Raw genomic sequence first — 24723 nt, forward strand, 5'->3', positions numbered from 1 at the left:
GCTAAAAAGGGCTGTCCAGCTCGGCTAATCGAGGCAGCACTTCGTCTTTGGGCGAAACGGTGGGCGCTGCCACACCCCACTGGATGCCCAGGGCCGGGTCGTTCCAGAGCAGGCCGCCTTCGGAGCCCGGGTGGTAATAGTTGGAGCACTTGTAGAGGAAGATGGTGCCATCTTCCTGCGCGACGAAACCGTGGGCAAAGCCTACCGGGATGTAGAGCATGTTGCTGCGCTCGGCGTCGAGCACCACCGTGAGGTGCTGACCGTAAGTGGGCGAGTCGCGGCGGATGTCCACTACCACATCCACGGCGCGGCCTTGGGCCACGCGCACCAGCTTGGCCTGGGCGTAGGGCGGGCGCTGAAAGTGCAGGCCGCGCACCACGTCTTTGGCCGAGTTGGATTGGTTGTCTTGCACCCAATCCTCCGTAATACCGGCTTTCTCAGCTAGCACGCGGGCGCTGAACGATTCGAAGAAGGTGCCGCGGGCATCACCAAATACGCGCGGAATTAGCTCGATTACGCCGCTGAGCGGGTGCTGAATAACTTCCATTTAGGGGGCGGAGAGAGAAATTGTCAATAGAGGAGTGGCCGAGAGCCTACGCGCAAAATAGCTATACCGTTTGGCGCTACGGTCGCCGCCGGCCGATTTCGTCGATTACCTGCAGGTACTTCTGCAGCACCAGCCGCTCGTCGAACTTGGTTTCGGCCAACTGGCGCGAAGCCTGCCCCATCCGGCGCAGCTCAGCATCGGGCAGGCGCAGCACCTGCAGCATCTTGGCGGCCAGATCATCGGCGGAGCGTACTTGGCAGAGGTAGCCGTTGTGGCCATCCTGCACGGTTTCGCGGCACCCGGGCACATCGGTAGTCACGATGGGCTTGCCCATGGCGGCAGCTTCCAGCAGCGTCTTGGGCGTGCCTTCGCGGTACGAAGGCAGCACCACGCAGTCGGCCTGCCGGATGTGGCTTGGCACGTCGTCGGAGGTGCCGAGATATTCCACGTTTCCGGCTTGCATCCACTGCTCAAACACCACACGCTTGACGCCCACTCCACCCGACTCATCGATGCCGCCGAGCAGCTGCACGCGGGTACCGGGCACGGCCTGGCGCACCTGTCGGGCTGCCTCGAAGTACTCCTCCACCCCCTTCTCATACAGCACGCGGGCAATCATGAGGAAAGTAAATGGCTCGTGGCGCACGGGCGCGGCGGCATCGGGTCGGTACTGGTCCACATCGATACCTGAGCCGGGCAGCACGTCGGTTACTTCCTGTTTCACCAGGCCGTGCTGCAGAAAGAGCTGCCGGTCGTCGTCGTTCTGGAAGAAGATGCGCTTGGGAAACTGGAAGGCGAAGCGGTATAAGCCCAGGGCCACCTTACTTACGAAGTTCTTCACAATGAACACCGTGCCAAGCCCCGAGACGTTATTGACGCTCGGAATGCCGGCCAGCTTCGCCGCCAGCGTGCCGTAGATATTGGGTTTGATGGTGTACTGCAGCACCACATCGGGCCGCTCGCGGCGGTAGATGTCATAGAAGCGCTTGGTCAGCAGGGCATCCTTGACGGGGTTGGTACCCTTATTTTCCATCGGAATGGGCACGTAGCGGCAGCCCAGTTCGGTCTCGAGCCGTTGAGAATAGGCATCGGGCGGGGCTATGGCCAGCACCTCGTGCCCGGCCGCCTGGAGGGCCCGCACCAGGTTGCGGCGAAAATTCCAGATGTTCCAGCTGGTATTGATAACAATGGCAACGCGCATAAAAAAACCGGCGCGGTTGGGCGCCGGGGCGCAAAGGTAGGCAGTTGGGCTTTGGTAGCCAGAACAGGGGCGTACTGCAGTTACCGGGACCCTTTCGTGTAGCCAATGCCGTTCATAATACTGGAGAGGGTGTAGATACCGTCGGCAAAAGCTGCACTCCACTGTCTTTGCCCCCTTTCCGTACTTTCGCCCAATCATCTGCTTACTCATGCTTAGTACCCCGCGCCTGCAGCTCATTCCGTGCACCACTGCCCATTTTGAGGCCGCGCTGGCCGGCCACCACGTGCTGGCCGCTGTGCTGGGTGTAGCCGCCGCCGAGGACTGGCCGGGCTCCCGGGAGGCTACGGCCGCGCTGGCGCCTGGCTACCAACACCTGCGCCGGCAACCCGAGCTGTTGGGCTGGTGGACTTATCTGGTTATCCACCGCGAAGCGCAGCAGCTTATCGGGCTGGCGGGCTTTAAGGGCCGGCCTACCGCGGACGGCGCGGTAGAAGTCGGCTACAGCCTGATGCCTGACTACCGCGGACAGGGCCTGGCAACGGAAGTAGCCCAGACGCTGGTGGATTTTGCCTTTCAGCACCCCGAAGTGCAACGCGTAGAGGCTCTCACGCATCCCGAGCGAAATGCCTCTTGCCGGGTGCTGGAAAAGGCCGGGATGCAGTTCATCGGGACGGCGCTTGACCCCACGGAGGGCGAAGTGTGGCAGTGGGCGCGGCTGCGCCCGACCCCGGCTGCGGCGGCAGCTGGCTCCCTGCGGAGTGGGGTACTGGCGCTGCTTACATTGTGCTTGTCCGCCTGCGGACAGAGCGGTGGCTCTACCGCCGCCACTCCGGAAGCACCCGCCCCCATAGCCGCGGATGCTGGCGTGGCCAATGCAGGCAAGGCGCTGTTTTTGCAGAACTGCGCTATCTGCCACGGCCAAAACGGCAAGCTAGGCCTCAACGGCGCCCACGACCTGACCAAAAGTAACCTCAACCAGATGGGACGGGTGTACATGGTTACGAACGGGCTCGGCAAGATGCCCGGCTTCAAGGATCAACTTACGCCCGAGCAAATTGAACAGGTAGCCGCGTATAGCCTCACATTGAAATAGCGCGGTAACGGCGCCAAGCCATAAGCTGAAGAATAGGCTGCTTAGGCTCAGTGTGTGGCGAAACGAGGGTCAACGCATTCACCTCCCAAGCCACCTTTATCGTATGTTACGCACGGAAGCCCGCTCAATGGTCGGCTTCTTTTCTCTCTGACCCCGCTACTATATGGCTAACCGCCCCACTTCCAAACGCCGCCATAGCGCTACCCGCCACCCCGGCGCTACCGATACGGTGAAAGGCCGCGCTGGCCGCATTCTGGCCAAAGGCAACAAAGACGCTACCTACGAAACCGGCCATGAGGCCGAGACTGCCGTGCTGGTAGCCGTGCCCGATAAGCGCCAGGAAGACGCCCTCACCACCGAGTACCTCGATGAGCTGGCGTTTCTTACCGAAACGGCCGGCACCGTGCCCACCAAGCGCTTTGTCCAGAAGCTCGAAAAGCCCGATATCCGCACCTTCGTGGGCTCGGGCAAGCTGGAGGAAATTCGCGCTTACGTGCAGCACCACGGCACCAACGTGGTCATTTTCGACGACGACCTATCCCCCTCGCAGCTGCGCAACCTGGAAAAGGAGCTGAAGGTCAAAATCCTTGACCGCACGCTGCTGATCATGGACATCTTCGCGGCGCGCGCCAAAACGGCTACAGCCCGCACCCAGGTAGAACTGGCTCAGTACCAGTACCTATTGCCCCGCCTCACTGGTCTCTGGACCCACTTGGAGCGCCAGCGCGGTGGCGTGGGCATGCGTGGCCCGGGTGAACGAGAAATCGAAACAGACCGCCGCGTGGTGCGCGACCGAATAACCCTGCTGAAGGAGCAGCTTAAGGACTTCGACAAGCAAAGCCAGACCCAGCGCAAAGCCCGCACCGGCATCGTGCGCGTAGCCTTGGTGGGCTATACCAACGTGGGCAAAAGCACGCTGATGAACCTGCTCAGTCGCGCCGATGTGTTTGCCGAAAACAAGCTATTTGCTACCCTCGATTCCACGGTGCGCAAGGTGGTGCTCGAAAACGTGCCTTTCCTGTTGTCCGACACCGTTGGGTTTATCCGCAAGCTGCCCACCCGCCTGATCGAAAGCTTTAAATCGACGCTGGACGAGATTCGGGAAGCCGATTTGCTGCTGCACGTGGTGGACATTTCGCACCCCATGTTCGAGGAGCACATTCAGGTGGTCAACGACACGCTTAAGGACATCGGCGCAGCCGAAAAGCCGACCATCCTGGTGTTTAATAAAATTGACCAGTACAGCACCGATGTGGACCCGGCCGCCCACTTGCACGACGTGGAGCCCGACCGCGACGAAGACCTGCACCACGCCGACGACGTACAGCACCGCCCTACCCTGGAGCAGCTGCAAGCCAGCTACATGGCCCGCCTGCACGATCCGGTCATATTTATTTCGGCGCAGGAGCGCACTAACATCGACGAGCTGCGGGCCATGGTGGCGCGTCACCTACGCGGGCTGTACGAAAAGAACTACCCAGGACATCCGCCCTTTGCAGACCTGAGTGCATACTCGACTGAATAGCCCCTGATGGTTACCCTGTTGGCGGTCGGCAATCTTGAATTGTCGACCGCTTTTTTTGCCTCAAGCAAAGATTTTTTTTGAGCTTTCTAAAGCTCCTCTTGGTACCGAAACCTTCTATACACCGCGCAAAGCCAGATTTCTGAATTCTGGTATGGTTTAATGGATAAACACATATAAATTATTGAATTTAAAATCAGACAACTTAATAATTTGAATTTCTGTAAAAATCTTGTCCTTGGATTTTAGTTCCTTCCAACACACATTCCCAACCAAACCACATTTTATGAAAAGAATTTTCTACGCTATTGCCTTCATGGGCATGGGCTTCGGGATGACGCTGCCGCTGGCAGCCCAAGAGCAGACCCGCAAGGCTGCTCCCGCTCCGTTTGGGCCGGTAACCGAACTGGCCGGCCGCCAGTGCGCGACTATGGAAGTGCTGGAAGCACAGCTAGCCGCCGATCCGGCCCGCCGCCAGCGTTTGGCTGATATTGAAGCCCACACCCGCGCTTACGAATCGAACCCGATGCTGCAGCGCAGCACCAACGCCGTAATCACCATTCCAGTAGTGGTGCACGTGGTGTACAACACCACGGCCCAGAACGTGCCGCTTTCGCAAATCGAGGCCCAGATCCGGGTACTGAATGAGGATTTTGCCAAAGCCAATGCCGATGCCAGCCTGGTGCCGGCGGCCTTTGCCGGTGATGCAGCCAACACCAACATTCAGTTTGTACTGGCCCAGCGCGACCCCAACGGCAACGCTACCACAGGCATCGTCCGTCGCTCAACGAAAACCCGTTCGTTCAGCTCCAACGATTTTGTGAAGTACACCAGCAAAGGTGGCAGCGACGCTTGGCCGCGTGATAAGTACCTGAACCTGTGGCTATGCAACCTCGGCCAAGGTCTGCTCGGCTACGCACAGTTCCCCGGTGGCGCTGCTGCTACCGATGGCGTGGTATGCCTGTACTCTTCGGTACCCGGTGGTGCTGCCAGCAACTACAACAAGGGCCGCACGGCCACGCACGAAGTGGGTCACTGGCTGAACCTGCGCCACATCTGGGGCGATGCCACCTGCGGCAATGACTTTGTGGCCGATACGCCAACCCAGCAAACTTCTAACAGCGGCTGCCCCAGCTTCCCCAAAGTAACCTGCTCCAACGGCCCGAACGGCGACCAGTGGATGAACTACATGGACTACACCTATGACCGGTGCATGTACATGTTCACCAACGGCCAGTCGGCCCGCATGAATGCACTGTTTGGCACGGGTGGTTCCCGCGCCTCGCTGCTGACCTCGAACGGCGGCACCGCACCGCGCACGGCCACCGCTCCGCAGTATGCCTTGTACCCCAACCCCGCCAGCAGCGTGCTGAACCTGACGGAACAGGGTGCCAGCCGCGCCACGACCAACGCTACCGTAACGGTATATGATATCCATGGCCAGGTCATGAAGAACGTTCGTTACGATGCCGGCAGCGGCCAACTCGATGTGCAGGGCCTCAACAAAGGGCTATACCGCATCACCATCACCACTGGCGAGCATATCTCACAGCAAAGCTTCGTGAAGGAGTAAGCATTTGAGCCGAATACAAAAGCCGGCCTTCATCTAGGGCCGGCTTTTGTATGGCTTTGACTTTCTCGATTAAAACCCCGCCCATTAAAGCATTGATCTTCAATGCCATTTTCAGGCAAGCTTGAATACAAGGTTATATCATTAAACTTATATATTAATAATTGAGGCGCAAAAGTACCGTTCTGCTTGACATGTCCTAACTGCCACAACCTCACAATACAGAATAATAAAAATTTATTAACATTCAATTGCTTTAACCAACAATTTTACAATAATTGTCAGCCCAAATTTAAAGATTCCCAGCCCTTCCCCTCTTTCTCCACTACCAAACCACTCCACATGAAGCAAACGTTCTACGCTGCTTTAGCTTGCTTAAGTCTATGGACGACTGGTGTACAAGCCCAGTCGACGCGCAACTGCGCGACCATGGACAACCTTACCCACCGACTGGCTGCCGACCCTGGAATGGCGCAGCGCATGGCGGCTATCGAGGCCCAAACGCGGGACTTCGAAGCCAATCCGACCACGGCGCAGCGCACCAGCGCCGTGATTACCATTCCAGTAGTGGTGCACGTGCTGTACAACACCACGGCCCAGAACATTTCGGATGCCCAGATTCAGTCGCAGATTGCGGTACTGAACGAGGACTTCCGCAAACTCAACGCCGACCGCACAAGCGTTCCATCGGCTTTCGCGGGCCTGGCCGCCGACGCCGGCATTGAGTTCGTGCTGGCCAAGCGCGACCCCAACGGCAATGCCACCTCCGGCGTCATTCGTAAGTCGACGACGCGCACCTCCTGGGGTACCGACGACCAGATGAAGTATTCCAGCTCGGGCGGCAGCGACGCCTGGCCGGCGGGCAAATACCTGAACCTGTGGGTGTGCAACCTCTCCGGCGGTGTGCTGGGTTACGCGCAGTTTCCCGGCGGTGCCGCCGCCACCGACGGCGTCGTTATCCTTACCACGGCTTTTGGTCGCGGTGGCTCGGCCGTAGCGCCTTTCAACAAGGGCCGCACGGGCACCCACGAAGTGGGTCACTGGCTGAACCTGCGCCACATCTGGGGCGACGACAGCGGAGCTTGCACGGGCTCGGACCAGGTTTCGGACACCCCGAACCAAGCCGGCCAGAACTACGGCTGCCCCAGCTTCCCGAAGGTGAGCTGCTCCAATGGCCCGAACGGCGACATGTTCATGAACTACATGGACTACACCGACGACGCCTGCATGTACATGTTCTCCACGGGCCAGTCGTCGCGCATGAACGCACTGTTTGCCACGGGAGGTGCCCGCGCCTCGCTGCTGACCTCTGATGGCGGCACCACGCCTACCACTACCACGCCCACGTACTGCGCTTCGAAGGGCACGAACGTGAGCTACGAGTGGGTTGACCTGGTGCAACTGGGCTCGATCAACCGTTCGTCGTCAAAGGATGCCGGCTACTATAACGGCACGGCACTAAGCACCTCGGTGGCCGCCGGCTCGTCGCAAACCATCTACTACTCGGCTGGCTTTGCTTCCACGGCTTATACCGAGTACTGGAAGATCTACATCGATTGGAACCAGGACGGCGACTTCACCGATTCGGGCGAACTGGTAGCCAGCCGCTCCAGCAACGCGGCCACCACGCTGAGCAGCGTGTTTACCGTACCCACCACGGCTAAGTCAGGCAAAACCCGCCTGCGCGTGGTAATGAGCGACAACTCGGCCACCACCAGCTGCAACTCTTACAGCTACGGCGAAACCGAGGACTACTCTATTAACGTGACCGGCGGCCTGCGCACCAGCGCCCCCGACCAAGCCACGGCCGCCGACTACAAGCTGTTCCCGAACCCGACTTCTGACGTGCTGAACCTGGTGCTGCCCGCCGCCCACAAAGCGGCCGAAGTACAGGTAGAAGTACTGGACGTACGCGGTGCCAGCATGAAGCAAGTGCGCTACGACGGCTCCGGTATGCTGGAAGTACAAAACCTACCCGCTGGCGTGTACACCTTGCGCCTCCAGGACGGTGGCACAGTGATACACCAGCGCTTCGTGAAGCAGTAACCTTCGCTGCCTTTCCGAGCTAGAAAACGAGCCCGCTCCGCCTCCCGGCGGGGCGGGCTTTTTTTGCCGGCTGCCCGAGACCGAACAACAACTATTTTGGCTGCGGCAGAGTAAAGAAACCCACACCCCAAGCTCCAGCATTCCCATGAAAATTTTGTACCTGATGCGCCACGCCAAGTCGAGCTGGAACTTCGAAGGCCTGAGCGATAAAGAGCGTCCTTTGAACAACCGCGGCCGCGAAGACGCACCCCATATGGGGCAGGCTTTGGCTGGGCGCAACATTCAGTTGGATCTGCTGGTGAGCAGCCCGGCTGTGCGGGCCCTGAGCACCGCAGCGCTGGTGGCCAAGGAGCTGCAGTATCCGCCGGAGCGTATTCAGGTTATCGATGGCATCTACGAGGCCAATGCCGACCGCCTAGTTGACATCATCCGGGAACTACCCGACGAAGCCAACTCCGTACTGATGACCGGCCACAACCCTACCATGACGGAAACGGTAAACCTACTGTCCCCGAACCAGGTACAGGACATGCCCACGGCGGCCATTGCCTGCCTGCACTTTCATGCTAACAGCTGGGCCGAGGTGCACCGCTCCAACGCCGAGCTGTACTTCTTCGATTATCCGAAGAACTCCCACGATTAAAAGCCAACCGATGAAGCGGCAAAAGGGTAAACTCCGAGCTCGGACCGCCTGCCCCGCTTTCCCAATACACTACTGCCCCTATGCCCCAAGCCATTCCCTCCCCAGCCCCCGAGTCGACGCTGCATGACCGTGAGCTGAGCTGGCTTACTTTCAATGCCCGGGTGCTGCAAGAGGCCCAAAACCCGGAAGTGCCGTTGCTGGAACGCTTGAAGTTTCTGGCCATCTTTTCTTCCAACCTCGATGAGTACTTCAAGGTGCGTGTGGCCACCATGCGCCGCCTCCAAAATCTGAAGCGCAAAACGCGCGCAAAGCTCGGCGAGGACCCGACCGAACAGCTGCAGAAAGTACTAACCGAAGTGAGCCGGCAGCAGGAGCAGTTCGGCGAAACGTTCCGCACGCAGCTGCTGCCCGAGCTGCAACGCCACCACATCCACCTCATCACCGAGCAAGACCTCACCGACGAACAGCGGCGCTGGGTCCAGGATTACTTCCGCGAGCAGGTGCAGGATCTGCTCTCCCCCATCGTGCTCGACGACAACCTGCACCACCTTTTTCTAAAGGACCAGACCGTGTACCTCACCTTTTACCTCACCGGCCACCACAAAGGCAAAAAGACGGAGGATGAGGAGCGCGTGTTGGTGATGGAACTGCCCACCAAGCGCCACGGCGGCCGCTTTGTGGAGCTACCGACCGAGGGCGATGAGCGCTACGTGATGTTTCTGGACGATGTGATTCGCAGCTGCGCGCACGAGCTGTTCCCTAAATATCATGGCATTGAGGTGCACGGCATCAAGATTTCGCGCGATGCGGAGCTAGACATTCAAGAGGAAGTATCCGGCAACATGCTGGCCAAAATCAAGAGCAGCCTGAAGAAACGCGAAACCGGCTACCCGGCCCGGCTGCTCTACGATCCGACCATGCCGCAGCCGGTGCTGCGTGCCATCATGCAAAAAACCGGCATCGGGCCGGGCGAACTGGTGCGCGGCAGCCGCTACCACAATTTCCGCGACTTCTTCGGTTTTCCAGGCTTCGGGCTGAAGGAGCTGCAGTATTCGCCGCAGCCCGCACTGCCGCACCCCACGCTGCCGCGCAGCAAGGACGCAAGTATGCTGGCCGTTATTGCCGAGCGCGACCAACTCATTCACTTCCCGTACCAATCGTTTGACTACGTCACGCGCCTGATTCGCGAAGCCGCTAAAGATCCGGCCGTAACCGATGTGGCCATCACCCTGTACCGGGTGGCCGATAAAAGTGCCGTGGCCAAAGCCCTGCTCAAAGCGGCCCAACACGGCAAGCGTGTAACGGTGGTGGTGGAGCTGAAGGCGCGCTTTGATGAAGAATCCAACATCCGCTGGGCCGAAAAGCTGGAGCGCGCCGGCGCTACTGTCATCTACGGCGTGCCCGATCTGAAAGTGCACTCCAAACTGCTGCTCATCACGCGCACCGAAGCGGAGCACCCGCGGCACTACGCGTACCTGAGCACCGGTAACTTCAACGAAGACACCGCGCACGTATACGCCGACCACGGCCTGTTTACGGCCGATGCCCGGCTGACCACGGAAGTGCTGCGCGTATTTGATTTCTTCCGCAGCCTACGCCCACCCGGGGCGTTTGAGCACTTGCTGGTAGCCCCGTTTGAGCTGCGCACGCGCCTGAACGCGCTTATCGATGCAGAAATCAAACAGGCCAAAGCCGGCAGGAAAGCTTACATCATTCTGAAGCTGAATGCGCTGCAAGATGAGGAGATGATTCGAAAGCTATACGAGGCCAGCGAAGCCGGCGTGCAAATAGAGCTGCTTATCCGGGGCATTTCTTGCCTGGTACCCGGCGTGGAGGGCCAAAGCAGCAACATCACCCAGCGTGGCATTGTGGACCGCTACCTGGAGCATGCCCGCGTGTACGTGTTCGGCAACGGCGGTGAGGAGCAGGTGTACATCGCCTCTGCCGACTGGATGGGGCGCAACCTCAGCCGCCGCGTGGAAGTAGCTTTCCCGCTTTACGACCTCGACGTCCGCCGCGAAGTGCGTGACCTGCTGGACTTGCAGCGCCGCGACAACACCAAGTCGCGCGACTGGCAAAACCAACTGATTGGAGCGGAAGCCGGCGAGCCGCCTGTGCAGGCCCAGTTAGCCACCTACGAATACCTGAAGAACCGCAAACCCGCCTCGACGAAGTCAAAGTAAAGGCACCACAGCTAGGCTGCTTTAGAGCACATAAATGCAAAATGCCCGCGTCTCGGCGCGGGCATTTTGCATGTCGGGATGTATCGGCAGTAACGCAAAACCCTTTCCGCGTTGCCGAGCCTTACTGGTTGGACGACTTATTCAAAAACTTACGCGGCGGCACCAGGAATATCTCGATGCTGGCGTAAGGCGCACCGCCCAAGGTATTATCGATGATGCGCGGGCGCCGGCCGCGGCGGAACAGGCTGAAACCTTGATTGGCTTCTTCGTCGAGGGCGTTGAAATTGGCGTTGTAGCGGTAGCCGCCTTCCAGTCCAAACCACAGGAAGTCATAAATCTCGCGTTCGAGGCGTACGCGGGGTTTTAGTTCGGTCTGGCGCAAAATCACGGTGCGCAAGCCGTTTTCCAGCGGTTCGCGCAGCTTGATGTTGTAGTTCATCCCGTCGACGGTGTAACCGGCGTACAACAGGGTGCTGCGCGAGGCATTGTAGCGCAGCGTCACGCGGGCCGGAAACAGCGACTCCACGCCCCAGCGCGGGTTGAACGTGCGGTTGTACAAGATTACAGGGTAAATACTCTGCCGCCCGAAGGTGTAGCCCAACTGCCCGCCAATGCCCCACGCGAAGTTGGGGCTCCGCTTCCAACCGTAGATAAACTCCGCCGACATCTTCAGGTAGTCGCCCACCGTCAACTCGCGGGACGTGTAGTCACCGTTTAGCTCGCCCTTGATGCGCGCTACGTACCAGTGTACCTCATCGACGGGCCGAATGACGGCCAGCTGCGTGCCGAGTACCTTCAGGCCTTTGTCTTCGAGGTTGCGGTAGAAAGGCGACGCGTCTGGGTTCTCAAATTGAAATTCCTCGCGGTCGTAGTTGATACCCAGAATCAGCTTCAGGTGCGGATTATTGAGCAGCGGCGCGTAGGCCTTGATAAACGAGCGTGCGTTCTTGGTAACGGTGTTGCTGGCTTGCCCTTGCGGGTTGCGGTCGTTGAGCTCGGTGTTTACCCGAAAGTTGCCGAGGCGCTCGTGGTGCGCTACTATGCCTTTGCTTGGGCCCATGCCCAGCACCGAGGGCACGGCAAATTCCTGGCTCCGCCCGGCCGAGCCGTAGCGTGTGCTATCAGTGGCCAGCGGAGCCGGGGCCGGGTACACCGGCGTGCGCGGCGGCCTTTCCTGCGCGTAAGCCGCTGCGGGGGCCAGCAGTAACAATGGTAACCAACGGCCCGGGCGCAAGCTGCGCCACAGCCCTTTGAGAATATGATGGGGCATGCTGAAGTGCAAAAAACGGTCTAAGGCGAACGAAGCGCTACATAAAGCTTCCTGCCTTTAACGTGTTATTAACCTCGATGGCTGAGATGCAACGGCAAATTGCGCGGCTCGAAAATGAGGGAAGTGCCAGAAAGCCGAAGCCCCGCCAGCTCATCCCGTTGGTCCGTCCCTGTCAGCAGGAATACGGCCATCGAAATGCCCTGGCGGAGCCCAGCAAACCGAGGCGCGACTCACGCCTCGGTGTGGTTAAAACAGGAAGTCGAACCCGACGTTAATCAACCGCTCTTCGCCCACGGTGTAGGTGGCATTGATGACGGCCTGCTTCAGCACATCGACCCAAATGCCACCGCCTACGCCGTTGTGGAAGGCACGCAGGCCCGTGCGTTGATCCTCGGTGCTGTATACCCGGCCAGCATCGGCCAGGCCCAGGATGCCGAACTTGCCGGGCACCAGGTAAGCGTTGAAGGTAAAGAGCTGCAAACGGGCCTCCACGTTGCCGTACAGCGTGCCGCGGCCCGCAAAACGGGTGCGGCGGTAGCCACGCAGGTTGGTGGTGCCACCGAGGGTATTGGCTTGGTAAAAGCGGTAGTCGCCGATGTTGCGCGCCCCGCCGATGCGCCCCGCCCAGGTGAGCTGGAACGGGAAGTTAGGCGTCACGTAAAAACGCACTTCCGAAGTCAGGCGTGAGAAGTCCAGGTTTTCGCCGTGAATCTGGCGGTTGTACTCCACCGAGTTAAACCAGCGCAATCCGATGCGCGGATTTTTAGGCGAAGAGCTGGCGTCGAGGCTCAGGTAAGCGCGGGCACCGAGGTAGCGGTTGGTCTGGAAATCGGAAGCCCGAATACCGATGGCGGCTCCGCTCACCCCGTTGCCGTCGGCATCCAGCCCCTCGGCCAGTTTCTGCCCCACCTCGTCGCGCGATACGCGAAACTGATCGTACTGCGGCCCGATGCCGAATTTCAGAAAGCTGAACAGGTTGCGCTCCAGCGTGGGCTGGAAAGCGAAGCGCGAAAAGCGGATGCGGTAGTCGCGGGTGATGAGCCGGTTATTGGTGTCGCCGCGGTCGTCGCGCTGGGCTTCGTTGCGGGTATCGTTGCCTTTGCCGAAGTAGTTATAGAGCAGCTGCGGGCCGTAGAGCTGGCTGTTGATCAGCAGGTCGTACTTGCCTATTACATCGGTGAAGGTACCGGTGTAGCGCACGTTGTAGGCGCGGTAAGTGGGCGCGTAGTTGGCCACCAGCGTCTGTTCCGTAGCGAAAGGCTCGCGGCGGAAACCATAGGTGCGGTAAGTAGCGCCGCCACCGAAAAACAGCCGGTCATCAATGTTGAAACCGAAGAACAGCGAAGGTCCGAAGTACGGCAGCTTGTAATCCTTGCGGTCGGTGCGCGAGGCGTAGTCGTACTGGCTGACATCGGTGCCGGGCTGCAGGCGCAGGCGCGTTTCGCGGCCCGGGCGGATTACGTTGCCCGTGTCGGCATCGTACACCTGCAGGGAGTGCGGGCGCAGCAGGGCGCCGCCCACGCGGCTTTCGTCGATGATGGTGTCCCGATCTACGCCCCCGATGATGCGCACCCGAATGCCCCGGGGCACATTGCCGGTGACGCGGTAGCTGTCGTTGCCAGCCAAGCCATACACGCGAATTTCCTTGGTGGTGCGGCCGTCATAGGTCTGGTCCCAGAGTGTCTTGGTGGCTTTGCCTTCCTTGTTGACTTTCTTTACCAGCACACGCGTCTTGTTGTCGGGCAGACGCTCGATGGTGAAGCGTTCCTGCTTTTCGCTGCCTTTTATCTCCACTTTCTCATTCAGCAGCTCGTAATAGTCGGCAGCCAACTGAGGCAGCAGGTCGCGGCGGCTTTTAAGCTTAGCGGCTATTTCCGGACCGTGCAGCTGGTATATCTCGGCGGGCCAGCGGGTGCGCAACGCCTCGTCAATCACCTGATCGGTGAGACGCGCCTTCATGTCTTCGGCCGTTTTTACCCAGTCTGCTTTCGATACTTCACCCAGGAATACCCGGTCGTTGGCCAGAGCCGTCAGGTTCAGGCCTTTCCAATCGGCGTAGTCACTGCCGAAATTCTGAAAGTTGCGGATGGCCCACTTGCGGCGCGCCAGCCACGGAAAGAATCCGTCGCCCTTGAAGAATACCACGTCGCGGTCTTCGGGCACAGCCGTAAAGGTTCGGTCTCCATCCTCGTCCTTCACCTCAGCCCAGCGCCACTGGTCCTCGTGCCGGTCCCAGTCGCCAATCCACATATCAAACAAGCGGGTGCGGGCAAAGGCCTTCGGCCGGATCTTGTTGTCATTGTCTTGGCGGAGGCGTTCCAGCACGCGGTCGGTGCCCACCAGGTTGCGGGCGTAGCCCAGAGAAGCCACGTTGCTCTGGTCATCCTTAGCATCTTCTTCCAAAAGCACGGGCGTGTTTTCGAAGCGCGCCAGGTACTGGCCCAGCAGCGGGTCGCGGGGGACGTAGCGCAACTCGGGATTGGTGTGCAGAATACCAGCCGCACTGGCCAGCGGCGGCAGCACCAGCGCACCGTACGGGTGCTGGGCTGAAATCTGATCCTGCAGAATGTCGCGGGCAGCGCTTTCGCGCAGAGCTTCCGGCAGCACCGCCGCGGGGTCCTTGTCGAGGCTGCGCAAGGTGTAGTTGCGGCCTTCTTCGTTGCGCATTTTCAACGAAGCCGTTTGCTTGCCGCCGCCGATGCGGTAGGCCTCCAGTCCGCCGCGCTCATTGGCCAAATCCAGCACCGGAAACTTCACTGGCGTAGCCCACTCGGCCCGGTAGTGGTTGCCGAACAGCGTGCGGTGAAGGCCGCCGCGCTTGGCGTAGCGCGTGTTCACGGCCACCGTCACGGTGGAGTCCGTAAAGTTGGGGCGGCCCGGAATGTTCACATTGAACGGGTCGACGGTTGGCGCGGTGGGCGCATCACCAGCAATGGCTTGCTTGGCATAGAGCGCCTGCCGGAATACCAAGCGGCCCGATTGACCGGTCTCATTGGGAATCCAGTACTCCGTCCATACCTCGCCGTTCTGGTAGTAGTTCACGCGGGCAAAGCCCTTCTCTTTGTCGGAGAAGATGGCGTCGCCGTCGCGGCCGGTGCGCACGTGCTGGGTTTTGCAGCCCGAGCCCGATACGATGTGGTGCAAGTCGCCGACTTTGAAGTACTGCAGGTTATGCTCGTGGCCGGCGGCGTAGATGGTGTTTGGGTATTTCTGAAACACGTCCATCAGCCCCTTCTTGTACTGCTGGTACAAGGGGTGCGGTATATCCTGCGAGATGCCGCCGTACTTGCGCGCAAAGGGGTAAATCGAGCCAATTATGGGCAGCGGCAGGAAGGCGTATTTATAAACGATGCTGATCGGGAAGATGTGGTCGGCCAGGGTAAAGTAGCCGCCGTGAATCCCGTCGGAGAAGATGGGGTGGTGCCCCACCACGACGACGTTCTTGTTGCGGTGCTTGGCCATCAGGTCCTCCAGCTGCACGAAGAAGTCCGTTTCGTTGGCTACGCCGCAGCCGCTGTTGGAGCCGTAGGGCCGCTCGCGGGTTTGCAAAAACCACTGCGAGTTGATGGCAATGATGGCCAGGTTGTCCTGCACCAGGATTTCATAAGGCCCGGGGCAGGCGTTGGCGGGCACGTAGAAGGGTCCGGTGCGCGTAAAGGCCGCCGAGTCTTTGTTCATGTAGTCTTCGATGAACACCTGCGCCCGGATAACCTGATCCACCGAGCCGGGCAGCCCCTGCTTCCAGTCGTGGTTGCCGGGAATCATGTACTTCTCGCCGCGGTAGTTACGCAGCACATCGATTTGCGTAATCAGGCGGTCTTCCGACACTTTGCGGTCGTAGGCGCCCACGGGCGGCAGGCCGTACTCGTAGATGTTGTCGCCGAGATACACGACGGTGCTTCGCTCGCCGGCTTTCAGAATCTCGCGGCGCATGAAGTTCAGGGAAGGCTCGCCGCCCTTGTCGGGCAGGATGGGCGCGCCAACGTCGCCAATCAGAAACACGGAGTAGCGCAACTGAGAGCTGTCGGGCGGGGTCTGTTTTTCCCAGTCTTTACCAATGCCCCGGTAGTTGGGGCGCTCGGGGTGAGCGGTCTGGGTTTTGCCATGCTGAGCCGCAAGCGGCTGCCAAAACAGGCTACCGACCAGCAGCAGCAGGCTAGTCAGGAGAGGTCGGGTCATATACAAAGGGCGTGCAGGTACAAGCAACGAACAGCCGCCGCAGCGGCTCAAAAAAAGCGGGCACTATTATACAGTGCCAGTACGCAGCCCGACGCTGCGGCGTTGGGCTAGGGTCGTTACGCAGGCGGCACCGTTGCGGTTGAGCTTAAGACGGAACCCGACGGCCGCGCTTGCGTTCTACACCCATACAGGGCGCCACCTCGCCTGACCTCCTTTCTCCGTCAATGGAAACGACTCCTACTCTCAAACCGGCCAAGGCCGAAATTGTCAAGAAAGCCAAGGCCTACATTGAGCAGCTTTTTGATCAGCAGCTGCCCCGCCAGCTGGTATACCATAGTTTCAGGCACACCAACACCGTAGCCAAGGAAGCCGCTGCCCTGGGCGAAGCCGCCGGCCTCGCCCCAGCCGACCACGAGGCCCTGATCCTGGCCGCGTGGTTTCACGATACGGGCTACCTCGACCGTTACGACGGCCACGAGTACCGTAGCATGGAGTTGGCCGAGCAGTGGCTACAAGCCCAGGGCTACCCAGTCGACCGCATAGAGGTGGTGAAGGAAATTATCCGCAGCACCCACCGCAACGAGCCGCGCACCACCGTGCTGCAGCAGCTGATGGTGGACGCCGACATGAGCAACCTCGGCCGCGAAGATTGTATGGCCGATGCCGAGCTGCTGCGTACCGAGTGGGAAGCCACACAAGGTCGGGTGTTCAGCAACAAGGAATGGGCCGAGTACCAGCTTGATTTCCTGATGCAGCACCAGTACCTCACCGAGGTCGGGACGCAGCGCTACCAGGAGCAGCTGAAGGTCAACATCAAGGAGCAGCGCGACCAGCTCAAAAAAATCGAGAAAAAGGAAAAGAAAAAGCAGGAGAAGTCGGAAGGCTTTGCCGAAGGCAAGCGCGGCGTGGAGACGATGTTTCGCTCCACTTACAACCAGCACATTCGCCTCTCGCAGATGGCCGACCAAAAGGCCAACATGATGATCAGCCTGAACACGGTGCTGCTGTCGGTTATCATCACCTACCTCGGAGCCAAGACCTCGCAGATCGGACCGGCTTTTACCAAGAATCCGGTACTGGCCATTCCCATGGCCCTGCTGGTGGCCACGGCCCTGGGCTCAGTGGTTACGTCCATCCTATCGGCCCAGCCCGACGTGACCAGCTTTAAGTGGCTGCGTCGCTCGCCCCAGATTGCCACCAACCGCCGCGTAAACCTGCTATTCTTCGGCAACTTCACCAAGCTCAGCCTCGATAACTTCCAGGAAGGCATGCACGAGCTGATGCGCAACAAGGACTTGCTGTACACCAACATGGTGACGGACATCTATTACTTGGGCGAAGTGCTGACCCGCAAATACCGCCTGCTCCGCATCAGCTACACCATCTTCATGATTGGCCTGATTCTGACAGCTCTGGCCTTCGCCATTGTGATGCTGTACAAGAGCTAATGCGCTGACTTTCTTAGTTAGCGGGATTAGGCAGTGGGTGCAGTGAAGCCCTTTAGGACTTCACTGCACCCACTGCCTAATTTTCTTCATCAGTACGCGAGCGTCGTGCATCAACGCTTCATTTTTTCGCACAGTTCGGCAAGCTGGCGCAGAGAAATGGCCAGCCAGCGGCGCAGGCGGCGCAGCTGGCCGCGGCGGATTACGCGGTACGAGCTAGCCACGTGGCCGTACCGGAATTCCACGCTCAGCAGGCAATGCTCGGCGTCTACTTCTTCCAGGTAGAAAAACAGCAAAGCATTGGGAAACAGCCGCCAGTGCGACACTTTCTCCACGTACTCAATGTGGTCGGGAGCTACGATGCGCTGCACGGCCTGCAGGTCAATCTGGCCGTTGTAGAGGTCCAGCTTGTAGTTGGCGCCGGGTCGGTGGGCCTTGGTGACGTCGTAGTGCACGGCCGTAGTACCGGCCAGCCAATGCGGCCGCAAGCGCAGATTGCTCACTACGCGCAGGGCAAAGGCAGCGGGCACGCGCACCATGCGTTTCATCTTGATGCGGCCCGTGGAAGGCAATCGGCCGTTGTCGCCTTCGGTGTGCAGCAGCAGGCGCAAGGGCGTAAGGTAGGCGTAGCGGTAGCTGATTTCACCCAGGTGCTCGTACACGGCTGCACTGTGCTGCAACCGTGTCCAGCTGAAGCACCGCGCAACGGCCTCCGGTGGCTGCGTTTGGAGGTAGCCTTCGGTGAGCAAGATGTACTCCGAGCCGGACACGTTGTTTTTGAGCAGGCGGTGGGCCACTATCACGTCGCGCCCTAGCAGCTTGGTGAATTCCCGGATTTCGGCCACGCTCACCCGGCCGTAGTGCCCAATGATTTTGAGTGTAAGGCCGATTTCGTGCAGTGTTATTCCCAGCTCCGAGTCAGTATCGCGGGCCACCAGCCGCAGGTAGTTCTGAAAATCAAGGAAGATGCGGCGGCACTGCTCCACCATCTCAGCCACGGAAGGCGGCTCGCCCAGGCGGTAAAAGAGAATGGCGTCGCCTTGAATTTCGGCCACTTCCAAGTCCAGGATGTTGGCTTCGATCAGGATTTCCAGCAGGTCAGCTACCAAGTGCGGGGCCTGCGGGTGGTCGGCCTCCTCAATAAACTGCGTGAAGCCGCTGATATCGGGAATCAGCAGCAGGGCAGGCTGCGTATCATCGGCCGCAGCATCGGCTTGGCGGACGCCGGCCAAACGGCGTTCCGCCCGTAGATCATCTAGTAAACTCATATAAGGCGCTAACGGAAGTGGGCCGCAGCAACAGCGCCCGACGACGCCTATACGGACCCAGCCCGCGGCAGGATATATGCCCGCGGCTGCGTGGTCGCACCTTGTCACGCTAGGGTTTCGGATTATCTTTGTAGACGGTACCTTTTGGCTGCGTAGTTCAACGGATAGAATAGGCGTTTCCTAAACGCTTGATATGGGTTCGATTCCCGTCGCGGCTACTAAAAAACGCGCTTTCATTAGGGAAGCGCGTTTTGTGTTATTTAAGCAGCTTATAGAAGTCAAGAACAGCGCATTGTCCATTCATTGAAACTTTAGGCGTCATACAGTTTCGACTTTCTTATTTCCGCTAGCAAACCCGACTTATACAGCTTTCTTGCGCTGTTCGAGCTATCAAAAACTCGTAGCGTTGCGCAACTTTAGTTTCGCCCTCTGCCTGCTACAGTGCTCCGGTTGCAACCCTCGCTTCACCGTTAATTAAGTCTCCTTATTCTGGTGAATACAGCAAAGAGCCTACGTAAGCAGGGGAATAGTAGGTTTAACAGGATATGGCGGGTTTGCCTTCGTGTGGCCCTTGTACTTCTGTGTTTTGCGTGCGTACAGTCTTACTTCTCAAAACGAGAGAAGATGAAGCAATACGCTGTTACCCGAGGAAAAATAATCTGGGTTGGTAAGCCTCCGGGGCTGCGAACAGGTCCTACCGAAGTAGTATGCCGCTATTATGACATGGCAGGCACTAAGTATGAAGTAACATTCAAGAAGAGAGGCCTCCGCCTTGGGGATTGCGCAGAAGTCAAATACAGCTTAGTTGATCCTCGCGTTTCGGAACTCAACTACGAAAAGGGAGCTGTCGTTTGTACCCAATCACCCGGCAATCAATAACATTGATTGACCATACAACAGTCTTTGTCTACCAATCACATCAAATAATAAGGCCCTGGTGCCATCGGCTGCGGCACATCAGGCTCCTGCAGCAGCTGCTTTAGGTTGATTTCAACGGTGCGGGCAATGGCCGTGACGGGCGTATCGGTGGGCTTGTTGTTGAAGGGGTCTTGCAGATAACGGGCGGTGCGCTCCAACAGGAAGAAAGTAGAAGCTACAGTCAGCAGCACCGGTACTTCCCACAGCCCAATGGTTTCAACCAGCCCAAGGGAAAGTGTAAACAGGAACACGTAAATAAAAAAGTAGACCAGCAGGCGGTAGCTCGTAGGGAAGATGGTGTTTTTGATGCGCTCGGAGGCGCCCATCGATTCGCAGAGGCGCACCAAGGTGGCATCGATTTGCACTTGTTGAAAGGGGTTGATAGCGTCCTGCTGAAACAAGGCCTTCAACTGCTGCGTGTGCAGTGCCAGCAGCACCAAGGGCTTGTTGCTGTGGCCTTGCATTTGGGTGTATTCTGCCTCGCTCAGATATGGCTCCAAGCCAGCCGTGGCATCGTGGCCGCGTAAGGCTTGTCCCAAGCTGTACACCCAGGCTATTTGCCGATAAGCCAACACTTTCAGCGGTGACTCGCCTGCGGCAGGCCGCAAAAACTCGCTCTTCACGAAGCTACTAACCTGCAGCACCAACGTGCGGGAGTCGTTGACGATGGCGCCCCAAATGCGCCGGGCTTCCCACCACCGGTCGTAAGATTGGCTGATTTTGAAGGCGAGCAACAGTGAGATAGAGCTACCCAAAATGGCAGGCAGCTGCAGCGGAATGGGTGGCAGGTAAGCGCCAAAAAACCATTTCAGAAGCTGAAACGCCAGCGAGATGAACAGGACCCGCATTACGTCGGGGCGGATGCGGTTAAGGATGTAGCTAAAGGGTAGCTTGGTATCGAGCAGCATGGGCAACAAAAGTTTGCGCACGGCTGATTGCTCCGTTCAAGGGCCCGGGTAGCCCCTGCTCACAATCGCCGTGCGGCTTACAGTTCACGGTTTTATACGTACGTTTTTCACCAAAGCGGTTAAGGTCAATACAAAAGCCCTACTCGCTTCCGGTTAAACGAACCGCGCCGCTTCTCTTTTAGGAGAAGCGGCGCGGTTCGTTTAGGCACACACCAACAAGGCGTTACGATTTGGCTTCCGGCTGTTTCTGCGACTGCCACAGCACCACTTGCCACCCCTTTTTGGGGTCTTTTATTTGCACCACCACGTACTTCAGGTACGCCAGATTGGGCGTGCCGTCGGGCTTGTTGGGCAGCGTGATGGTAATGGTGCCGTTCACCACGGCGGCTTGGCCGTTGTTGTAAGCGCGCACGTTCAACGCTTCCACGTCAATCTTTTCGTACTGGCTTTTGCCGTCGCGTATGCTCTGGATGTAATCCGTCTTGCCGTTCTGCTTGCCGTTGGAGTGGGTGTACACCAGGTCATCAGCAAAGGCTTTCTCCAAGAAGGCATAATCCTTCTTTACCTGCGCCTCGAAGCGCTGCCGCTCCAGGGCTTCCACTTCCTTGGCCGCCGCGGCATCCTTGGCGGAGGGCTTACCTGATTGGCTATGAACGGTGGTGAAGGCGGCCAGCATCAATACCAGCAAGGCACCAAGCGTAAGCGAAAACAGTCGTTTCATCGTCGATTGGCCGAATTAGGCGGCGGGTTGAGTGTCAAGGTTGATAGGCTTCATCTTCGGCACCAGGAAGTGCATCAGCGTCCAGGCCAGCAGGTAGGCCCCGCCGCAGATCAGGAACATGATGAAGTAGGCCGTTTCTTTCTGCCCGATGCTCTCGTAGTACACGAACATCTGCTTCTGTACCAAGGCCGACAGCAAGATGCCGCCCAAGCCACCGGCCATGCCGCCGATGCCCGTCACGGAGGCTACCGTACGCTTGGGGAACATGTCGGATACCGTGGTGAAGATGTTGGCGCTCCAGGCTTGGTGAGCCGCCGCCGCAATGCCGATAACCAGCACGGCCAGCCACATATTGATCTGCCCGAGGTACTGAGCAAACACAATGGGGAACACGCACAGCGCGATGAGCAGCATGGACGTTTTGCGGGCGCGGAAGGCCGGCCAGCCGCGGCGGATGAAGTTCAGCGGAATCCAGCCGCCACCCACGCTGCCTATGCTCGACAGCACGTACACCATGGCCACCGGCAAGGCAATGCTGGTGCCTTTGAGGCCGTATTGCTTGTTCAGGAAGTCGGGCAACCAGAACAGGTAGAACCACCAGATGGGGTCGGTCAGGAACTTGCCAAGCACGAAGGCCCAGGTTTGGCGGAAGCTCAGCAGCCGGAACCACGATACCTTGGGCTGAGTCTCGACAGAAACGGCAGCCATATCATCCACGTCGCTGTGGATGTAGTCAAATTCAGCTTTGTTCAGGCGGGCCTGGCGGGCGGGCACTTCGTAGTACATAAACCACAAAATCAGCCACACGAAGCCCAAGGCGCCGGTAATAATGAAGGCCCACTTCCAGCCGATCGTCTCGGCGATAAGCGGCACCGTAAGCGGCGCAATGATAGCGCCCACGTTGGAACCGGAGTTGAAGATGCCGGTAGCTAGGGCGCGCTCTTTCTGCGGAAACCACTCAGCCGTGGTCTTGATGGCGGCCGGGAAGTTGCCGGCCTCGGTCACGCCCAGGAAGGCGCGGGCTACGCTGAAACCCAGCGTGCTGCTCACCGCCGCGTGGCCCATGGCGGCCAGGCTCCACAGCAGCGTGGAGAGGGCGTAGCCCATCTTGGTACCGAGCTTATCGATAACGCGCCCTGCGCCTACCATGCCCAGCGAGTAGGCTACTTTGAAAGCAATTTCGATGTTGGCGTAGTCGGCGTCGTTCCAGCGAAACTCAGTTTCGAGGTAGGGCTTCAGCAGCGAAATAACGGCCCGGTCGAGGTAGTTTACCGTGGTGGCAAAAAACACGAGCGCGCAGATGGTCCACCGGTATTTGCCGATGGGCCCGGAGGGGCTAACAGCTGGTCCAGCGGGGCTGACCAACGATTGAGGAGTGGTCGTGGGCATGCCGGATTAGCGTTTAACGGTTTTGACAAATTCCATCAGATCGGCGATGCGCGCCGAGAGGGCGTCGAGGTCGTCGGCGTTCTTGAAGAGCTGGGAGCCCATGCCCACGCAGCTCACACCGGCCCCAAACCAAGCGCCGAGGCTTTCGGTAGTGGGCTCTACGCCGCCGGTCACCATGATTTTCACCTTGGGCATGGGGCCGTGCACGGCCTTCACGTAGTCGGGGCCGACCACGTTGCCGGGGAAGATCTTCACCATCGGCGCGCCGAGGCGGGTGGCGTGGAAAATCTCGTTCAGGGTCATCACGCCGGGTACCCAGGCCACGTCGTGGTGGCGGCAGATGGCGGCCACGTCGGCGGTGGTCACGGGCTGCACCACGAAATCGGCGCCGGCCTGGATGAAGGCCTCCGCGTCCTGCGCGTTGTAGATGGTGCCGATGCCCAGCAGCATGTCGGGGCAATTCTCGCGCACGTAGCCGCGCAGTTTGGAGAACACCTCGAAGGCGTTGGAGCCGCGGTTGGTAAATTCGAACACCCGGATGCCGCCCGCGTAGCAGGCCGAGATGATCTGTTGCGCGTGCGTCACATCGGCGTGAAAGAACACCGGGATTACCGGGGCCTCCAGCACACGGGCCAGCACGTCGGCGGAAGAAATCTTAGGAGCGTTGTCGGTAGCGTAGGGCATGGCGGGTGGGATGTCGGATGAGAGATTAGCGAAGCAAACGGCCGGTGACGTTGCCCGCCACGATGTGCTCCACTTCAGCAGCGGTAACGAGGTTCACGTCGCCGTGAATGGTGTGTTTGAGGGCCGAAGCGGCCGTGGCAAAAGCCAGCGCCTGCTCTGAGGAATCAAGCTTCAGCGCGCCGTAGATGAAACCGGCGATGAACGCGTCGCCGCCGCCGATGCGGTCGACCACGGGCGTGATGTCGTAGTAAGGCGTTTGCTGGTAACCCTTGCCGGCTTCCACCAGCATGCCCTTGATGCGCTCGTGCGAGGCGCTCTGGGTTTTGCGCTTGGTAGCCATTACCTGCTTGATTTGCGGAAACCGCTGCATCAGCTTTTCGGCCATGGAAGCGAAGCCGTTTTCAGCGCTTTCGTCAGCTTTGATGCCAAACAGGTCTTCGGCATCGCCTTCGGAGCATACTACCACGTCGCAGCCTTCTACGAGGCCCGGCATTACGTCCTGGGCGCGCTGCCCGTACTGCCACAGGTTGCGGCGGTAGTTCACGTCGGCCGAGACGGTGATGCCGAGGCGGCGGGCCACCTGAATGGCGTCGCGGCAGGCCTGGGCGGCCGAGGCCGAAATGGCGGCCGTGATGCCGGTCCAGTGAAACCACTGGGCATCCTTCAGGATTTCTTCCCAGTTGAAATCAGCAGGATTTAGCTTGGCGAAAGCCGAATCGAACCGGTCGTAGACGATGGTGCTGGCGCGCAAGGCGGAGCCGACTTCCAGGAAGTACAGGCCGAGGCGCGTGTTGGGCGTGTACACCACGTGGCGCATATCCACGCCGAGGCGGCGAAACTGCTGCGTGGCGGCGCGGCCCAGTTGGTGGTCGGGGAAGCAGGTAACGTGGGCGGCGGGCAGGCCCAGGCAGGCCAGGGAAGCGGCCACGTTGGCGTCGCCGCCGCCGTAGGTGACTTCCAGCGCCGAGGCTTGCTCCAAGCGGTAGTTCAAGGGCGGCGAGAGCCGCATCATGATTTCGCCAAACGTGACAATCTGCTTCATTCCGGGGACGAAGACGCCGTGGTTTCGCACGGCCTCGGTGGTTGAATGGTAAAGGTCTACCGACAAAATCGGCAGGAAACGGGGCTGAACAATC

General features: G+C 59.3%; 17 protein-coding genes and 1 tRNA gene. 8 read left to right on the forward strand and 10 right to left on the reverse strand.

Annotated elements, in window-relative coordinates; all coding sequences use genetic code 11:
- Window position 1: 1 nt before the first annotated feature.
- Together rfbC and AC5FXY_RS16040 are read right to left on the reverse strand one after the other, a co-directional pair.
- On the reverse strand, window positions 2-547 hold the full coding sequence (rfbC, locus tag AC5FXY_RS16035; RefSeq protein WP_493557712.1) for a dTDP-4-dehydrorhamnose 3,5-epimerase: 546 nt from the start codon (window positions 545-547) through the stop codon (window positions 2-4).
- 76 nt (window positions 548-623) lie between these two features.
- Complete coding sequence (locus tag AC5FXY_RS16040; protein ID WP_493557713.1) at window positions 624-1748, reverse strand: glycosyltransferase family 4 protein; 1125 nt, start codon at window positions 1746-1748, stop codon at window positions 624-626.
- Between the two features lie 208 nt (window positions 1749-1956).
- On the opposite strand from AC5FXY_RS16040, the gene AC5FXY_RS16045 reads away from it, so the two are divergent.
- The 6 genes from AC5FXY_RS16045 (at window position 1957) to ppk1 (ending at window position 10805) form a co-directional block, all read left to right on the forward strand.
- Entirely contained in the window at window positions 1957-2841 is an 885-nt protein-coding gene (locus AC5FXY_RS16045; RefSeq protein ID WP_493557714.1) for a GNAT family N-acetyltransferase, read from the forward strand.
- Between the two features lie 163 nt (window positions 2842-3004).
- Window positions 3005-4366: a GTPase HflX gene (gene hflX / locus AC5FXY_RS16050; RefSeq protein ID WP_493557715.1), complete on the forward strand. Its 1362-nt coding sequence runs from the start codon at window positions 3005-3007 to the stop codon at window positions 4364-4366.
- Between the two features lie 283 nt (window positions 4367-4649).
- Window positions 4650-5936 (forward strand): M43 family zinc metalloprotease, encoded by a 1287-nt coding sequence (locus AC5FXY_RS16055; protein ID WP_493557716.1) that lies wholly within the window; start codon window positions 4650-4652, stop codon window positions 5934-5936.
- A gap of 339 nt (window positions 5937-6275) precedes the next feature.
- Window positions 6276-7979: a GEVED domain-containing protein gene (locus AC5FXY_RS16060; RefSeq protein WP_493557717.1), complete on the forward strand. Its 1704-nt coding sequence runs from the start codon at window positions 6276-6278 to the stop codon at window positions 7977-7979.
- A gap of 145 nt (window positions 7980-8124) precedes the next feature.
- Window positions 8125-8622, forward strand: a complete 498-nt coding sequence (locus tag AC5FXY_RS16065; RefSeq protein ID WP_493557718.1) for a SixA phosphatase family protein — start codon at window positions 8125-8127, stop codon at window positions 8620-8622.
- A gap of 80 nt (window positions 8623-8702) precedes the next feature.
- Complete coding sequence (ppk1, locus tag AC5FXY_RS16070; protein WP_493557719.1) at window positions 8703-10805, forward strand: polyphosphate kinase 1; 2103 nt, start codon at window positions 8703-8705, stop codon at window positions 10803-10805.
- A gap of 121 nt (window positions 10806-10926) precedes the next feature.
- Here ppk1 and AC5FXY_RS16075 read toward each other — a convergent pair whose 3' ends face one another.
- Window positions 10927-12075: a DUF6268 family outer membrane beta-barrel protein gene (locus tag AC5FXY_RS16075; RefSeq protein WP_493557720.1), complete on the reverse strand. Its 1149-nt coding sequence runs from the start codon at window positions 12073-12075 to the stop codon at window positions 10927-10929.
- A 246-nt stretch (window positions 12076-12321) separates the two neighbouring features.
- Complete coding sequence (locus tag AC5FXY_RS16080) at window positions 12322-16254, reverse strand: metallophosphoesterase (RefSeq protein ID WP_493557721.1); 3933 nt, start codon at window positions 16252-16254, stop codon at window positions 12322-12324.
- Between the two features lie 224 nt (window positions 16255-16478).
- Here AC5FXY_RS16080 and AC5FXY_RS16085 point away from each other — a divergent pair, with 224 nt between their 5' ends.
- Window positions 16479-17702 carry a Pycsar system effector family protein gene (locus AC5FXY_RS16085; protein WP_493557722.1) on the forward strand — a complete coding sequence of 408 codons (1224 nt, stop codon included), beginning with the start codon at window positions 16479-16481 and terminating at the stop codon, window positions 17700-17702.
- 110 nt (window positions 17703-17812) lie between these two features.
- Here AC5FXY_RS16085 and AC5FXY_RS16090 read toward each other — a convergent pair whose 3' ends face one another.
- Complete coding sequence (locus tag AC5FXY_RS16090) at window positions 17813-18967, reverse strand: DUF2652 domain-containing protein (protein WP_493557723.1); 1155 nt, start codon at window positions 18965-18967, stop codon at window positions 17813-17815.
- A gap of 146 nt (window positions 18968-19113) precedes the next feature.
- On the opposite strand from AC5FXY_RS16090, the gene AC5FXY_RS16095 reads away from it, so the two are divergent.
- Window positions 19114-19185: transfer RNA gene (locus tag AC5FXY_RS16095), tRNA-Arg, on the forward strand.
- Window positions 19186-19881: 696 nt separating this feature from the next.
- Here the strand turns inward: AC5FXY_RS16095 and AC5FXY_RS16100 are convergent.
- The 5 genes from AC5FXY_RS16100 to AC5FXY_RS16120 form a co-directional block, all read right to left on the reverse strand.
- The gene (locus AC5FXY_RS16100; RefSeq protein ID WP_493557724.1) at window positions 19882-20814 is read right to left on the reverse strand and encodes a bestrophin family protein; all 933 of its coding nucleotides are present in this window, start codon (window positions 20812-20814) and stop codon (window positions 19882-19884) included.
- Window positions 20815-21016: 202 nt separating this feature from the next.
- Entirely contained in the window at window positions 21017-21514 is a 498-nt protein-coding gene (locus AC5FXY_RS16105) for a nuclear transport factor 2 family protein (protein WP_493557725.1), read from the reverse strand.
- A 15-nt stretch (window positions 21515-21529) separates the two neighbouring features.
- Complete coding sequence (locus AC5FXY_RS16110) at window positions 21530-22903, reverse strand: MFS transporter (protein ID WP_493557726.1); 1374 nt, start codon at window positions 22901-22903, stop codon at window positions 21530-21532.
- 6 nt (window positions 22904-22909) lie between these two features.
- On the reverse strand, window positions 22910-23587 hold the full coding sequence (locus AC5FXY_RS16115) for a beta/alpha barrel domain-containing protein (protein ID WP_493557727.1): 678 nt from the start codon (window positions 23585-23587) through the stop codon (window positions 22910-22912).
- 25 nt (window positions 23588-23612) lie between these two features.
- The gene (locus AC5FXY_RS16120) at window positions 23613-24629 is read right to left on the reverse strand and encodes a PfkB family carbohydrate kinase (protein WP_493557728.1); all 1017 of its coding nucleotides are present in this window, start codon (window positions 24627-24629) and stop codon (window positions 23613-23615) included.
- Window positions 24630-24723 lie beyond the last annotated feature (94 nt).

The sequence above is a fragment of the Hymenobacter sp. FMD4 genome (genome assembly GCF_058932745.1).